Below are 13,056 nucleotides of genomic sequence, written 5' to 3' on the forward strand. Positions count from 1 at the left end.
GGGCGCGCCGCCACAAGTGTTGCAAACAGACAGTCCCTATCCATTTTTCAACGGGGGTGCCATGGTTGATCGGATTGCCGGACTAAGGGTCCGTATTGCCTTGAGGTCTGCCGCGACGGTCGGCCTCGTATGCCTTTTCCCGTTGTTACAAGGTTGTGCGCTTTCCGATGCGCCGGTGCTCTTCCCGAAAGGGCCTATCGCGTTGGCGGAACGGGATCTGCTGTTCACGGCATTCGGCATCATGATGATCGTCGCCATTCCCGCGATCATGCTAACGCTGCTGTTCGCCTGGCGATATCGCAAGCGTAATGGCAACACCGCGGATTATGCGCCCGAGTGGGATGGTTCCTGGGGCATTGAAGCCGTGGTCTGGCTGGTTCCAGCTGCGATCGTGATTGTCATCGGAACCATTGTCTGGGATGCGACCCACAGGCTCGACCCTTACAAGGCCCTGGCGTCCGACAAGCCGGCTTTCAAGGTGCAGGCCGTCGCACTCGACTGGAAATGGCTGTTTTTGTACCCGGAACTCGGCACGGCCAGCGTGAATGAACTGGCCTTTCCCGCAGACAGGCCGCTGACCATAGAGATCACCTCCGACACAGTCATGAACTCACTGATGATCCCCGCACTCGGTGGCCAGATCTACGCCATGGCGGGCATGCGCTCCGAACTCAACCTGATCGCAGATGGTCCAGGCACCTTCAACGGCCGCAACACAATGTATTCCGGCGACGGCTTTTCCGACCAGCACTTCAAGGCTCATGCCATGAACGAAGCGGATTTCACCGCCTGGAAGGAAAAGGCAACAGGATCCGCTGACGTGCTGGACGCCAAGACGTATGTGGACCTGCACAAGCAGAGCGTTGCCGATCCAGTCCGGCATTATTCGTCTTACGAGACGGATCTCTTTTCGATCATCCTGCGCAAATACGCGCCGATTGTCGGCCCTTACGAAAGCAAGGCCGCCGAACTCATCTGCCGGGGGGGGCTGTTTGATGCTGGGACGTCTTACGATTGAGGCCCTGCCGTTCTATTCCTGGGTGGCCATGGGTGGGGCGGCAGTAACCGTTGGCGGCGGCATTGCCGTTTTCCTGCTGATCACCTGGCTGCGCGCATGGAAAGTTCTCTGGACAGACTGGCTGACCAGCGTCGATCACAAGAAGATCGGCATCATGTATGTGGTGCTGGCTCTGGTGATGCTGGTGCGCGGGTTTGTCGATGCCCTCATGATGCGCGCGCAACAGGCGGTTTCCCTGAACAGCGAAGGTTACCTTCCGCCGGAGCATTTCGAGCAGATTTTCTCCTCCCACGGCACGATCATGATCTTTTTCGTGGCCATGCCGTTCCTGACCGGGCTCATCAACATCATCGTGCCGCAACAGATCGGCGCGCGGGACGTCGCCTTTCCGTTCCTGAATTCCGTCAGCCTCTGGATGACGGCAGCCGGTGCGGCTCTGGTGCTGATATCGCTTGTGGTCGGCAAGTTCTCGCAAGCCGGCTGGACCGGATATCCTCCATATTCCGGGGCTGAATACAGTCCGGGTGTGGGGGTCGACTACTGGCTATGGGCGCTGATCATCAGCGGGGTGGGCAGTACGCTCTCAGGCATCAACTTCATCGTGACCATCGTCAAGAACCGCTGCCCGGGCATGACTTTCATGCGCATGCCGATGTTCACCTGGACGACACTGTGCATTTCCATCCTGATTGCCTTCGCCTTTCCGGCGCTGACGGTGGTCGCCGGTCAGTTGACACTCGATCGCACGCTCGGCTTCCATTTCTTCACCAACGGTGACGGCGGCAACATGATGATGTTTGCCAACCTGCTGTGGATCTGGGGTCATCCGGAGGTCTACATCCTGATCTTGCCGGCCTTCGGTATTTTTTCCGAAGTGGTGGCGACATTCTCGCGCAAGCGACTGTTCGGTTACACTTCACTGGTCTATGCGACCGCCTGTATCGCGCTGCTGTCGTTCACAGTCTGGCTGCACCACTTCTTCACGATGGGCTCGTCTGCCAATGTGAATGCCATATTCGGCATCGCGACGATGATCATCGCGGTGCCGACGGGGGTGAAGATCTTCGACTGGCTGTTCACCATGTACAAGGGCCGGATCGAGTTTCACACGTCCATGGTCTACACCATCGGCTTCATGGTGACCTTCGTCATCGGTGGCGTGACCGGTGTGCTGCTGGCCCTGCCGCCCGCCGACTACCTGATGCACAATTCCACCTTCCTGGTGGCGCACTTCCACAACATGCTGATCCCGGGCGCTCTTTTCGGTTATTTCGCCGGCATGAACTACTGGTTCCCCAAAGCCTTCGGTTTCAAGCTGGACGCCAAATGGGGCATGCGGTCCTTCTGGTGCTGGATCATCGGTTTCTATCTCGCCTTCATGCCGCTCTACGTCCTTGGCTTCAAGGGCATGAGCCGGCGGATGGAGCATTATGCCGACCCCACCTGGCAACCCTTTCTGATCGTCGCTGCGATCGGGGCTCTGTTCGTCCTGTGCGGCATCGCCTGCATCGCCATCCAGCTTTACGTTTCGGCCAGGAAATGGGGATCCGCCAGGGACATCACGGGGGACCCGTGGAACGGTCGTACCCTGGAATGGGCGACGTCCTCACCGCCAGCTGCCTATAACTTCGCGGTTCTTCCCGAGGTGACCGATATCGACGCGTTCCACGACATGAAGATCCGGGGGGAGGCCTATCAGCCGCCGCAGCATTACGAAGACATCGTCATGCCGAAAAACACCTGGATCGGCCCGGTGCTTGGCGCGCTGGCATTTGTGCTCGGTTTTGCCTTCGTCTGGTACATCTGGTGGCTCGTCGCTCTGAGCTTCGTGCTGTCTCTCGTATGTGTTGGTATCCGGGCGTCCGACGACAACAGCGAATTCGTGTTGCCCGCAGCAGAAGTCGCCCGGATCGAGCGTGAACGCCTTGGGCAGATCTCGCCGGCCGACATGCATGACATGCGCGATTTTGTACCGCGCGGTGCCGCCTCCGGCGCACCGTTGTCCGGAACGGTTTGAGGGAGGGGCCGATGTCTGCTGCAACCATCCTTGAAGAGGAAGAGAAGCACTCCCTTCATTCCAGGGAGTTCGGATTCTGGATCTATTTGATGACCGACGCGGTCATCTTCGCGCTGTTGTTTGCGACCTACGCTGTCCTGTCGGAAAACTCCGCAGCGGGACCGACGTCAAAAGAGCTCTTCGATCTCAGCAGGACTGCCATTGAAACCGGCTTGCTGCTGGTCTCCAGCCTGACCTTCGGAATGGCGAGCATCGCGTTGATGAACGACCAGAAGGGCCGCGTGGTCCAATGGCTCTTTGTGACCTTGCTGCTCGGCTTCGCGTTTCTGGCAATGGAGCTGACTGAATTTGCCGGCATGATCGAAAAGGGCGCGGGTCCGCAAGTAAGCGGCTTTCTGTCCGCGTTCTTCACGCTGGTGGGCACACACGGACTGCACGTTGCGTTCGGGGCACTCGGGATCGTGGTTATGATTGGCCAGATCATGGTCAAGGGCCTGACACCACCGGTTCGTTCCCGGTTGATGCGGCTCGGGCTGTTCTGGCATTTTCTCGATATTGTCTGGATCGGGATCTTTTCGGCGGTCTATCTGCCGGGCGTTCTATAGGGGGCACATATGAACCATTCCGCTGAACGCAGCCTGTCTACCTATCTCACCGGGTTTGTGCTTGCAGTTGTGCTGACGGCAATTCCCTTCGCCCTGGTCTGGGGCGGTCTGCTTACAGGCAGTGCCGTATATTTCGTCATCGCCGTTGCCGCGGTTCTGCAGGTGATTGTTCACCTGGTATTTTTTCTACACATCGACCTGAAATCCACACCGGTCGAGAACCTGTTCTTTCTGGCCTTTGCCGCGGTGCTCATTTTCATCATGGTCGGCGGCAGTCTCTGGATCATGATGGATCTGCACCACCGCATGCAGTGAATGCCTGGCAGCCATTGAGGGCGTCTCGCCGCAATCGACGACCAGCCTGTCCGAAAGGGAGAATGACATGAGATGCAATCGCAATCCGCTTGCCGGAAGTCTTCTGGCCGCAGGGCTGGTGCTGGTCGCGACCACCTGTGCACTGGCCGACTGTCAGGCGGACATCGACAAGGTTGAAAATGCCGTTACCCACTCCGAGAGGGAAGGTATCGACATCACTGTTGCAGAGAAGATGCGCGCACTGCTCCAGGAAGCGAACAAGGAACGGCACGCAGGCAACGAAGCAAAATGCCAGGAGCTGATCAACCAGGCAAAATACATCGGCGACGTGGAATGACGACCGATAACGTGATTGTTCCACTGGTCGGTTGGCTGCGATTGAGGTAAGAGAACCCGTTCCGGAACAGGTGTGGGGAAACATGATTTCGGTCGTTCTTGGATGAAATCGTGCCGGGACATAGCGATAGTGGGGGCTGGCATTGCCGGCTCGATCGCAGCTCTGGAACTTGCTGATCGCGGTAACCGCATCGTGCTTTACGATGCCGGAGCAGAACCGCTGACTGCGGCATCGCTGGTCAACGAAGGCAAGATCCATCTCGGGTTCGTTTACGGTGGGGACCGCTCAGGTCTGACCGCACGGCGCATGATCGACGGCGCGCTGCAGTTTCGGTCCATCGTGTGCCGGTGGATGGCGCAACACCTTTTCGCTTCTTCCGTAACGCAGCCATTCGACTATGCCGTTCCTGAGGGGTCTCAGCTTTCTGCGGGTGCGGTAGAACAGCACTTCGTGCTGGTGCAGGATATCCTCCGCGAGCGGCTAGCGGCACCAAATGCAGACTACCTCGGCGAAGCGGATCTGCCGGCCTTCCGGCGCCTGACCTCCCATCCTTATGGCTCTGAAGCTGGCAAGATCGAGGCGGCCTTCGGAACGCCGGAACGATCTGTCGACACGCGAGCCATTGCTGCTTCACTGCGCGCAGCGGTTCTTTCTCACCCGCGAATCGAGTTCCAGTCCAATCACAGGGTAACGCGTTTCGAAACAAGCCGGTCCGGATGGCAAGTGGTTGGTGAACATCGCGCTGACGGACCATTCGACCGGGTGCTCAACGCCGCCTGGGAGCAGCGCCGCTTTCTTGATCATTCCAGCGGCTTTGCTGATGATGCCTCGTGGTTCCTGCGCTACAAGATGGCGGTGCTGCTGCCGGATGTTGTTGAAGATCTGGCGAATGTTACGCTCATGTTGGGGCGATACGGGGATGTCGTACGGTATGGGTCAGGCCGGGTGTATCTGTCCTGGTACCCGTCGATGATGCTCGCCAGCACACGCGACCTTTTGCTTCCGCACCCAGAGATCACTTCTTCCCGAAAGTCCGAAATTGTGCGCTGTTCCGTTGCCGCACTTGCAGCCTACTATCCGAAGTTAGCTGAGTTCCTGCGCTTTCCCGAGACGGACGAAGCACCGTTGATCGGCGGAGTTATCGATGCAAGAGGCGCAAGTGATATCGATGATCGCGTGAGCGATCTGCACAAGCGCAGCAGAATAGGCCCCAGCCTCCTGGCCGATGGTTATTGCAGCCTTGATCCGGGCAAATACACGACCGCACCGATGTTCGCGCTTGAAGCGGCGGACGCGCTGGCATCTTCAAGCCGGGTTCATCAAGTCATCGCCTCATGAAGTTTCCTGCAATATGGCCATGGAAACGGCCTCGTCTGACAATCTGTATTCCTGCTTACCGGCCGAACGGGTTTCTGGAACGGGTGCTTGCGTCGGTGCAGGAGCAGAGCTTTCGCGACTTTCGTATTGTCATTTCCAATGATGGCGGTTTCGAACGGGAAACCTTCGAACCGTTCCGGCGCATGGCAAACGTGGGTATCTACCATCAGCGAGGACGACTCGGCTGGGTGGAAAACGCCAATTGGCTGATCAGAAGGGTGAGGTCGCCGTATTTTGCCATCCTGCCGCAAGACGACACCATTGAGCCGGACTATTACGCCACGCTTTTGGATCTTCTGGAAAAGACACCCGCTGCCGGAAGCGCTTGCACCGCAATTCAGACCGTCGGCAGGCCGGATGAACACATCATCCGCAGCAAAAGCGTGAGCGGAGACCTGGAAGCGCGGGTCAGGCAGGTGTTCGGGATGAGTTATGCCGGCGTCAGTTTTCGGGCGGTCAACCGGACACCGCCAAACCTTGGTGATCTGACCGTTCCCGGAAACCGGTTCGACAACATGTTCGCCGACAGTACCTGGATCATGCGCCAGGCGATCCAGGGAGAAATGCTTTATCTCGACCGGCCGCTCTACAGGAAGCTCTACCACGGCGGCAACACTCACACGAGCTGGCTGGAAACACCGGCCAAAACCCTTGCATCCGCCTGGATGCGTTATTGCCAGCAAATGGCACTCTATGCGGCACGGTCCGTGGCTGACGGGTACCAGCGCGAGGCCATATTCGATCTTGCCTGCGAGCGGGTCTTTTCCAGAAACAGCGAGTTGAGACCGCTAGCCGTCGGCACGGCATTCGACGCGATCTGGAGCCAGAGTGAACTGGATCTGCGCCAGGAGGTTATGAAGAAGATGCTGCGGCGTTCATTGATGCAGCGCCAGGGTGGCTGCAACGCGTGGCGAGAACATATGGTCCGCGTCGCCCGAGGCACGCGATAGCAAAGTGCCAGCGGCGAGCGACACAATAGAGATTCAAGCTGAATGGGGGAAATGGTGCCGGCAGCAGGATTCGAACCCGCGACCCCGAGATTACAAATCACGTGCTCTACCAGCTGAGCTATACCGGCGCCGGGGATGGCTTCTACCAGATTGGGCGCACTTGTCCATGCCCTGATTTGCATTTTTCGATTCTGATTCCGAAAAACCAGCTAAACCCCTCTGATAATTTCGAAAATTGGTTGGCCTCTGTGGAAAGTCTCGCGTGCGCAGAGGCTCGGCGATGCAGAAATTCTGTATCGCGACATCTCGATTCCAATGTCATTCCTGCGAATTGACGGAAGCAGTTGTGCTTTCGGTGCAATCAAGAGGCATTGAGTTCGGTCAGCGGGACAGCGCGCGGCCATCTTGCAAGTTCCCTGGAACGGAATCATTTCCTTGCCTTGGCATAATATGCTCGCGCAGCACATCAAGCACTGACCCGCATCGCCGATTGAGAGACAGAACAAGGTGGACACAGGCGACTTTCTAACCGCGGCATCCGACAATTCAGCTTTCGCAAGCGCTGAAGGGGCTCTGCGAAGAGGGGGCTCAACACCTTGCATGAACCGGGATTTGCACCCATAAATGCGCACTCTGAATATCAGCCTGTCGCATTCTGCGCGGGTTCCCCTGGTTTTACCGGAAGGCAGGCTGGATTGACCAAACACTGTTCGGTCCTGTCATCAGTTCCGTTTCACCCTCAGTGGAAAATCTGCCCTGCCACACGTGGTTCTGCTCGAAATCATGTGTGCCAATTGGATCGATTTAAATGACTGAAGCGCAGCGCATCTGCCTCATTTTCTATCTGCAGCCGATCGCACTCGGGGCTTGGCTGCCGCATATTCCAGGTGTCCAGACCACGCTCGGACTGACCAATAGCGAGTTGGCGATTGCGCTCGTCGGGGCGCCGGTCGGCACTTTGACAACCTTGATGATCGCGGGGCGCATTGCAGGCTGGATCGGCGCCAAGTGGATCACGCTGGTGTTTTATCCGGTCTTTCTTCTCGCCATGCTGTTGCCCTTCATGGCGACAACCCAGTGGCTTTTGATGGCCGCACTCGCCCTTGTCGGCGGATCGATGTCCATCCTGGAACTCGGGCTCAACGTTCTGGCTGACGATTACGAGACGCACACCCACCACAAGATCATGAGCAGAGCGCATGGTTGCTGGAGCTTCGGACTTCTGTCTGGAACGCTGATTGGCTCGGCTGTGGCGGGTCTTGCCCTGTCGCCCCTTCTGGCCGGCATCGCGATCGCGATCCTGGTTCAGGCCCTGGTGCTGCCTGTAATCCTGCGGTTGCCTTTACCGCCCGAAGGGCAGTCGGCCAAACCCGAGCAGCGCGGTTTCCGGTTGCCACATCCGGTTTTGCTTGGCGTCTGTTTTTTCACTTTCGGAACGACCTTGGTGGAAGGGGCCGTTGCGGATTGGGCTGCGGTCTATCTCCGGGATGCCTTTGCCGCCAATCCGGGCCTCGCCGGGCTGGGCATATCGATCTTTTCGCTGTGTCTGGCTTCGACCCGGCTCATGGGAGACCGCTTGCGCCAGGTTGCGGCGCCAGGACGCCTGGGGCAGGTGCTTGCGCTCATCGGACTGATTGGTCTGAGCCTGATATGGCTTGCACCGAACGCGCCGATTGCACTTCTCGGTCTGGGAGTTCTGGGGTCGGGAGCAGCGCTCGCGTTTCCTCTTGGAGTGACCGCGGCATCCGCAGCGCCAGGAGGAAGTGCGGCGTCCAATGTCGCCGTGCTTTCCTTTGTGGCTCTGCTTGGCTTTCTGGTCGGGCCGCTCACCATCGGGCCGCTCGCCGATGCCTTCGGTATTCGGGCGGCGCTCATGGTGCTGGCACCGATGATCGGTATCAGTCTGCTGCTGGCGCCTTGCCTGACCCGGTCGGAGGCGGCGCGGGCGAACAGAACTGCTACCAGCTCCGTGACTGCGGCGCGCGGAGAGGCGCTTTGAAACGGATGATGAAAGGAGAGGGGCCTTACAGCCCCATTTTCATCCGCGCCACATAGAGTGACAATACAGCAGCATTTGAAACGTTGAGCGAGCGAATCGCGCCCGGCATGTCGAGGCGGGCTGTCAGGCCGCAGGCTTCGCGCACACCCTGTCGCACGCCTTTGCCCTCCGAGCCCAGTACCAGAACTGTCCTGTCGCTGAACGGTGTCTCTTCAAGACTTGCCGGGCCATCGCTGTCGAGGGCAATGCAGGAAAAGCCTTCGTCCTTCATCTCGGCGATGAAGCGGGCCATGTTTTTCACCCGGACATGTTTGATCATGTCGAGTGCACCGGAAGCGGATTTCGCCAGAACGGAGCCTTCTTCCGGTGCATGGCGTTCGGTTGTTACCACCGCATCGGCATCAAGCGCGACAGCCGAGCGCAGAATTGCGCCGACATTGTGCGGATCCGTGACCTGGTCAAGTGCCAGCACGAGCCGAGCACCTTTCAGATGCTCGGCGCCATAAGCGGGCAGGGGATCGGCTTCCAGAATCATGCCCTGATGGACAGCATCCTTCGTCACCATCCGGTCCAGTGCGCGGGGCATCATGGATTCGACAGGGACATCGATTGTCACGCCGCGTTCTTCGAGGCGGCGAACGGCATTGTCCGTTGCGAACAGCTTCAGCCGCTTGCGGTCCTTGTTGGCAAAGGCCGCTTCAACGGTGTGAAGGCCGTAAAGCAGTACCGGGCCTTCCGGGGGAAGACCCGGACGGCGCGGCGCAGGTTTGCCAGCGAATTTCTTGTTGCCGCGAAAGCCCGGCTTGCCGGCTGGGCGCGAAGGTTTCTTGTCGTCACTCATGGCGCAGCTCTACCGGGATTTCCACGTCAGGAAAAGAGGGAAAGACAGTACGACTGTTCCATATCCATTGCCTCAAGAGGGCTTCAGGATCATGCAGCTGACGGTGCCATGGGCGATCAGTTTGCCGTTCGCGTCCCGCAGATCACCTTCGGAGGTCGCCAGGCGGGTGCCGCGGTGGACGATCCGTCCCTCGCAAACCACTTCGCCGCTGGTTTCAAGCAGCGGGCGAACCATGTTCACGTTGAGCGATGTGGTGGTGTAGAATTCGCCGGGCTGCAGCGTGGTGTGTACCGCGCAGCTCAGCGCCGTGTCGATCAGCGTCGAAATCCAGCCACCATGGACCGTACCAAGCGGGTTCAGGAACTCGCGTGCCGGCAGGCCGGTGAAGACGGCCCGGCCTTCGGAGAATTCCTTCATCCTTATATTGGAATGCACCATGATCGGCGGGGCTGGCAAATCGCCTGCCATCATGCGCTCGAAGATATCAAGCCCGGTCATGCTGGCAAAGGCTGTCTTTGGAAGCGCACCAAGAGTGTGGGTCTTGCCGTTTTCGGTCAGGGAATGGGGATCGCTCATGATTAGTGTCCTGAAAAGGTGGTCTCGTCGGGGTCTGATTGGGAGGCGGTGTCTGCGGCGGCTTTTTCCTGGCTTTCCAGAATGTGAACCGCCTTGCGCAACGTGGACATCTGGGTGCGAACAGCATCAGCGCCGTCCGGGCCAAGCAATGTGCTGATCTCTTCTTGTGCCTTGAGCCAGGTGCGGTGGATCTCAATCACCTTTGCCTCGCCCAGTTGTGTCAGCACTGGAAGAACCTTTCGGCCTTTGCCATCTTGCCGGGTTACAAGACCGGCAACTTCCAAAGGCTTGAGGTTTCGGGCCAGCGTGGATCGGTCTATGCCGAGGAAACGGGCGATCTCTGCCGCCGAACTTGCAGATCCGTCGGCTATGGCAGCCAAAAGCTGGGCCTGGGTCAGTTCAAGGCCGAGAACTGCCATGTGCCTATTATAATGACGGGTAAGAAGATTGGCGGTGCGCCGGGCAGCGTGACCGAGGCAGGTTCGGCCCATGTGCTGGAAATCGATATCTTTGAGAGAAGATGGCATTTGTTGTAGATACAACAACATGAGAATCTGCTCAAGGGTGCAGTCGTGTCCGACTGGTTTTTCAAAAGAGCAGCAGGTGCAGGCATTGGCACAAATGGCCTCGTCAAAGGAACGGGCGCGTTGATGAAAGTTGTCCACAGGCTGGGGTCGCGTGATGCCGGATTTTCAGCAAAACGCAGGGGAACCGTGACATCACAGCTGTGCTGCGGCAATCTGGTGGTGCCGTCGGCCTTGGCAATAGCTCACGTTCGAAGCGTCTGTTTCGAGCGTCCTGCTGATTTTGTTCAATTCTTTGCAAAATCGACGTTGACAGGGCGGGGCCCTATCTGCATAACACGCGCCACGGGATTGCTCGCCCCTTCCGGGCGGGCTCTTCGGTAAGCCATCCTGATCGCTTCGGCGTGAAGCAGGACGAGATGGAGGAGTGCCCGAGTGGCTAAAGGGGACGGACTGTAAATCCGTTGGCTATGCCTACGTTGGTTCGAATCCAACCTCCTCCACCATCGTTCCTGGTTCTCTCGTTGTGCGGGTGTAGCTCAATGGTAGAGCAGCAGCCTTCCAAGCTGACGACGAGGGTTCGATTCCCTTCACCCGCTCCATCATGGGTGCTGATCGGAGTGTCCGGAACGGAAGGCTCTTTCGCCCGGAAATCCTGACAAGAAGTTCAACGGGAAGCAATTCGTCGCTCGCGGATCTGTCCAAGGCGCCGGAACGCGTCCCGCCTCGACCTAATTCGACCGAACCGAGTATTGGACAGAGAGCGACGCCGATGGCGAAGGAAAAATTTGAGCGCAACAAGCCGCACGTTAACATTGGCACGATTGGCCACGTTGACCACGGCAAGACGACGCTGACCGCAGCAATCACCATGACGCTGGCTGAAACCGGCGGTGCGACTGCAAAAGCTTACGACGAAATCGACGGCGCGCCTGAAGAAAAGGCTCGCGGCATCACCATCTCCACGGCACACGTTGAGTACGAGACGGAAAACCGTCACTACGCACACGTCGACTGCCCTGGTCACGCCGACTACGTCAAGAACATGATCACCGGTGCAGCGCAGATGGACGGCGCGATCCTGGTCTGTTCTGCCGCTGACGGCCCGATGCCGCAGACCCGCGAACACATCCTCCTGGCTCGCCAGGTTGGTGTTCCGGCTCTGGTCGTGTTCATGAACAAGGTTGACCAGGTCGACGACGAAGAGCTTCTCGAGCTCGTCGAAATGGAAATCCGCGAACTGCTGTCTTCCTACGAATTCCCGGGCGACGACATTCCGATCGTCAAGGGTTCTGCACTGGCAGCCGTTGAAAACCGCGATCCGGCCATCGGCCGCGATGCGATCCGTGAGCTGATGGCTCAGGTCGACGCGTACATCCCGACCCCGGAGCGTCCGAAGGACCTTCCGTTCCTGATGCCGATCGAAGACGTCTTCTCGATCTCCGGCCGTGGTACGGTTGTGACCGGTCGTGTTGAGCGCGGCATCGTGAAGGTTGGCGAAGAAGTCGAAATCGTCGGCATCAAGGACACGCAGAAGACCACGGTCACCGGCGTTGAAATGTTCCGCAAGCTGCTGGATAGCGGCGAAGCAGGCGACAACATCGGCGCGCTGATCCGCGGTATTGCACGTGAAGACGTTGAGCGTGGCCAGGTTCTTTGCAAGCCGGGTACTGTTACCCCGCACACGAAGTTCAAGGCCGAGGCTTACATCCTCACCAAGGAAGAAGGTGGTCGTCACACCCCGTTCTTCACCAACTACCGCCCGCAGTTCTACTTCCGTACGACGGACGTGACCGGTGTGGTGTCCCTGCCGGAAGGCACGGAAATGGTGATGCCGGGCGACAACGTCTCCGTCGAGGTTGAGCTGATCGTGCCGATCGCCATGGAAGAAGGCCTGCGCTTCGCTATCCGCGAAGGTGGCCGTACCGTCGGCGCTGGCGTCGTCGCATCCATCATCGAATAAGATGATTTCGGGCTGCCGGGCCTTGTGCCCGGCAGTCCCGCCTCTTAAGTCTTGCGATGTGCGGCTTCAGAGGGTATCAGGAGCAAGTTCGCCTAGGCGGACTTCTGAAGGGGTATAGCTCAGCTGGTAGAGCGACGGTCTCCAAAACCGTAGGTCGCGGGTTCGAACCCTGCTGCCCCTGCCAATTTGCTCTTGATTAATCTGCCTCGAGGGCTTAAAGAGTTTCCTCGAGTGAGGCGCGCGAAGTTTTTCGCGCGCCCACTCGTATTTAACAGACCGGAATCGGAATGGCGAAGACCAATCCCTTTAAATTCATCCAGGAAGTACGCGCGGAAACGTCCAAGGTAACTTGGCCGACGCGCAAAGAAACAGCAGTGACCACTGTCATGGTTTTCATCATGGTTGTGATCGCGGCGATCTTTTTTCTCGTGGCAGATCAGTTGATGGGCTTCGGGATCGGCTATCTTCTGGGTGTCGGCGGCTAATTTCAGTCAGCCGCCCGGGCGACTGTCCGGTTTGAAGACAAAGAACAAG

The 13,056-nt window shown here is 58.4% G+C and carries 13 protein-coding genes and 4 tRNA genes; 13 read left to right on the top strand and 4 right to left on the bottom strand.

Annotated features, from left to right (window positions below; genetic code table 11):
• The first annotated feature begins 61 nt into the window (after positions 1–61).
• From cyoA to ACP90_RS12525, 7 genes are all read left to right on the top strand, one after another.
• Positions 62–1,018 (top strand): ubiquinol oxidase subunit II, encoded by a 957-nt coding sequence (gene cyoA, locus ACP90_RS12495; protein ID WP_062488525.1) that lies wholly within the window; start codon positions 62–64, stop codon positions 1,016–1,018.
• Entirely contained in the window at positions 996–3,035 is a 2,040-nt protein-coding gene (gene cyoB / locus ACP90_RS12500) for a cytochrome o ubiquinol oxidase subunit I (RefSeq protein ID WP_062488526.1), read from the top strand. Before cyoA ends, cyoB begins: the two co-directional genes overlap by 23 nt.
• Before the next feature lie 11 nt (positions 3,036–3,046).
• Positions 3,047–3,640 carry a cytochrome o ubiquinol oxidase subunit III gene (cyoC, locus tag ACP90_RS12505; protein WP_062488527.1) on the top strand — a complete coding sequence of 198 codons (594 nt, stop codon included), beginning with the start codon at positions 3,047–3,049 and terminating at the stop codon, positions 3,638–3,640.
• 9 nt (positions 3,641–3,649) lie between these two features.
• Positions 3,650–3,955: a cytochrome o ubiquinol oxidase subunit IV gene (gene cyoD, locus ACP90_RS12510; protein ID WP_023001144.1), complete on the top strand. Its 306-nt coding sequence runs from the start codon at positions 3,650–3,652 to the stop codon at positions 3,953–3,955.
• Between the two features lie 67 nt (positions 3,956–4,022).
• On the top strand, positions 4,023–4,292 hold the full coding sequence (locus ACP90_RS12515) for a hypothetical protein (RefSeq protein ID WP_062488528.1): 270 nt from the start codon (positions 4,023–4,025) through the stop codon (positions 4,290–4,292).
• Positions 4,293–4,421: 129 nt separating this feature from the next.
• A complete protein-coding gene (locus ACP90_RS12520) occupies positions 4,422–5,630 on the top strand; it encodes an FAD-dependent oxidoreductase (RefSeq protein WP_062488529.1) in 1,209 nt (402 codons plus the stop codon).
• On the top strand, positions 5,627–6,619 hold the full coding sequence (locus ACP90_RS12525; protein WP_062488530.1) for a glycosyltransferase family A protein: 993 nt from the start codon (positions 5,627–5,629) through the stop codon (positions 6,617–6,619). Before ACP90_RS12520 ends, ACP90_RS12525 begins: the two co-directional genes overlap by 4 nt.
• 52 nt (positions 6,620–6,671) lie before the next feature.
• Here ACP90_RS12525 and ACP90_RS12530 read toward each other — a convergent pair.
• Positions 6,672–6,747 (bottom strand) — tRNA-Thr (locus ACP90_RS12530).
• Between the two features lie 680 nt (positions 6,748–7,427).
• Here ACP90_RS12530 and ACP90_RS12535 point away from each other — a divergent pair.
• The gene (locus ACP90_RS12535; protein ID WP_062488531.1) at positions 7,428–8,618 is read left to right on the top strand and encodes an MFS transporter; all 1,191 of its coding nucleotides are present in this window, start codon (positions 7,428–7,430) and stop codon (positions 8,616–8,618) included.
• Positions 8,619–8,643: 25 nt separating this feature from the next.
• Here the strand turns inward: ACP90_RS12535 and ACP90_RS12540 are convergent, their stop codons facing one another.
• The 3 genes from ACP90_RS12540 to ACP90_RS12550 form a co-directional block, all read right to left on the bottom strand.
• On the bottom strand, positions 8,644–9,459 hold the full coding sequence (locus ACP90_RS12540) for an RNA methyltransferase (RefSeq protein WP_062488532.1): 816 nt from the start codon (positions 9,457–9,459) through the stop codon (positions 8,644–8,646).
• 72 nt (positions 9,460–9,531) lie between these two features.
• Positions 9,532–10,035, bottom strand: a complete 504-nt coding sequence (locus tag ACP90_RS12545) for a PaaI family thioesterase (RefSeq protein WP_062488533.1) — start codon at positions 10,033–10,035, stop codon at positions 9,532–9,534.
• Between the two features lie 2 nt (positions 10,036–10,037).
• Positions 10,038–10,454, bottom strand: a complete 417-nt coding sequence (locus ACP90_RS12550; RefSeq protein WP_062488534.1) for a MarR family winged helix-turn-helix transcriptional regulator — start codon at positions 10,452–10,454, stop codon at positions 10,038–10,040.
• 526 nt (positions 10,455–10,980) lie between these two features.
• Here ACP90_RS12550 and ACP90_RS12555 point away from each other — a divergent pair.
• The 5 genes from ACP90_RS12555 (at position 10,981) to secE (ending at position 13,007) form a co-directional block, all read left to right on the top strand.
• A tRNA-Tyr gene (locus tag ACP90_RS12555) sits at positions 10,981–11,065 on the top strand.
• Between the two features lie 22 nt (positions 11,066–11,087).
• Positions 11,088–11,161, top strand: a tRNA-Gly gene (locus ACP90_RS12560).
• 170 nt (positions 11,162–11,331) lie between these two features.
• Entirely contained in the window at positions 11,332–12,522 is a 1,191-nt protein-coding gene (gene tuf, locus ACP90_RS12565) for an elongation factor Tu (RefSeq protein ID WP_006936456.1), read from the top strand.
• A gap of 108 nt (positions 12,523–12,630) precedes the next feature.
• Positions 12,631–12,706: transfer RNA gene (locus tag ACP90_RS12570), tRNA-Trp, on the top strand.
• A 103-nt stretch (positions 12,707–12,809) separates the two neighbouring features.
• Complete coding sequence (gene secE / locus ACP90_RS12575; RefSeq protein ID WP_006936470.1) at positions 12,810–13,007, top strand: preprotein translocase subunit SecE; 198 nt, start codon at positions 12,810–12,812, stop codon at positions 13,005–13,007.
• The last annotated feature ends 49 nt before the right edge of the window (positions 13,008–13,056 follow it).

This window comes from Labrenzia sp. CP4, assembly GCF_001579905.1.
Classification (GTDB): Bacteria; Pseudomonadota; Alphaproteobacteria; order Rhizobiales; family Stappiaceae; genus Roseibium; species Roseibium algicola.

Bases quoted from the DNA above. Each gene is read 5' to 3' on its own strand.
- cyoA (WP_062488525.1), top strand. From the start codon at position 62: ATGGTTGATCGGATTGCCGGACTAAGGGTCCGTATTGCCTTGAGGTCT.
- cyoB (WP_062488526.1), top strand. From the start codon at position 996: ATGCTGGGACGTCTTACGATTGAGGCCCTGCCGTTCTATTCCTGGGTG.
- secE (WP_006936470.1), top strand. From the start codon at position 12,810: ATGGCGAAGACCAATCCCTTTAAATTCATCCAGGAAGTACGCGCGGAA.
- ACP90_RS12515 (WP_062488528.1), top strand. From the start codon at position 4,023: ATGAGATGCAATCGCAATCCGCTTGCCGGAAGTCTTCTGGCCGCAGGG.
- ACP90_RS12540 (WP_062488532.1), bottom strand. From the start codon at position 9,459: ATGAGTGACGACAAGAAACCTTCGCGCCCAGCCGGCAAGCCGGGCTTT.
- ACP90_RS12535 (WP_062488531.1), top strand. From the start codon at position 7,428: ATGACTGAAGCGCAGCGCATCTGCCTCATTTTCTATCTGCAGCCGATC.
- ACP90_RS12545 (WP_062488533.1), bottom strand. From the start codon at position 10,035: ATGAGCGATCCCCATTCCCTGACCGAAAACGGCAAGACCCACACTCTT.
- cyoD (WP_023001144.1), top strand. From the start codon at position 3,650: ATGAACCATTCCGCTGAACGCAGCCTGTCTACCTATCTCACCGGGTTT.
- cyoC (WP_062488527.1), top strand. From the start codon at position 3,047: ATGTCTGCTGCAACCATCCTTGAAGAGGAAGAGAAGCACTCCCTTCAT.
- tuf (WP_006936456.1), top strand. From the start codon at position 11,332: ATGGCGAAGGAAAAATTTGAGCGCAACAAGCCGCACGTTAACATTGGC.
- ACP90_RS12525 (WP_062488530.1), top strand. From the start codon at position 5,627: ATGAAGTTTCCTGCAATATGGCCATGGAAACGGCCTCGTCTGACAATC.
- ACP90_RS12550 (WP_062488534.1), bottom strand. From the start codon at position 10,454: ATGGCAGTTCTCGGCCTTGAACTGACCCAGGCCCAGCTTTTGGCTGCC.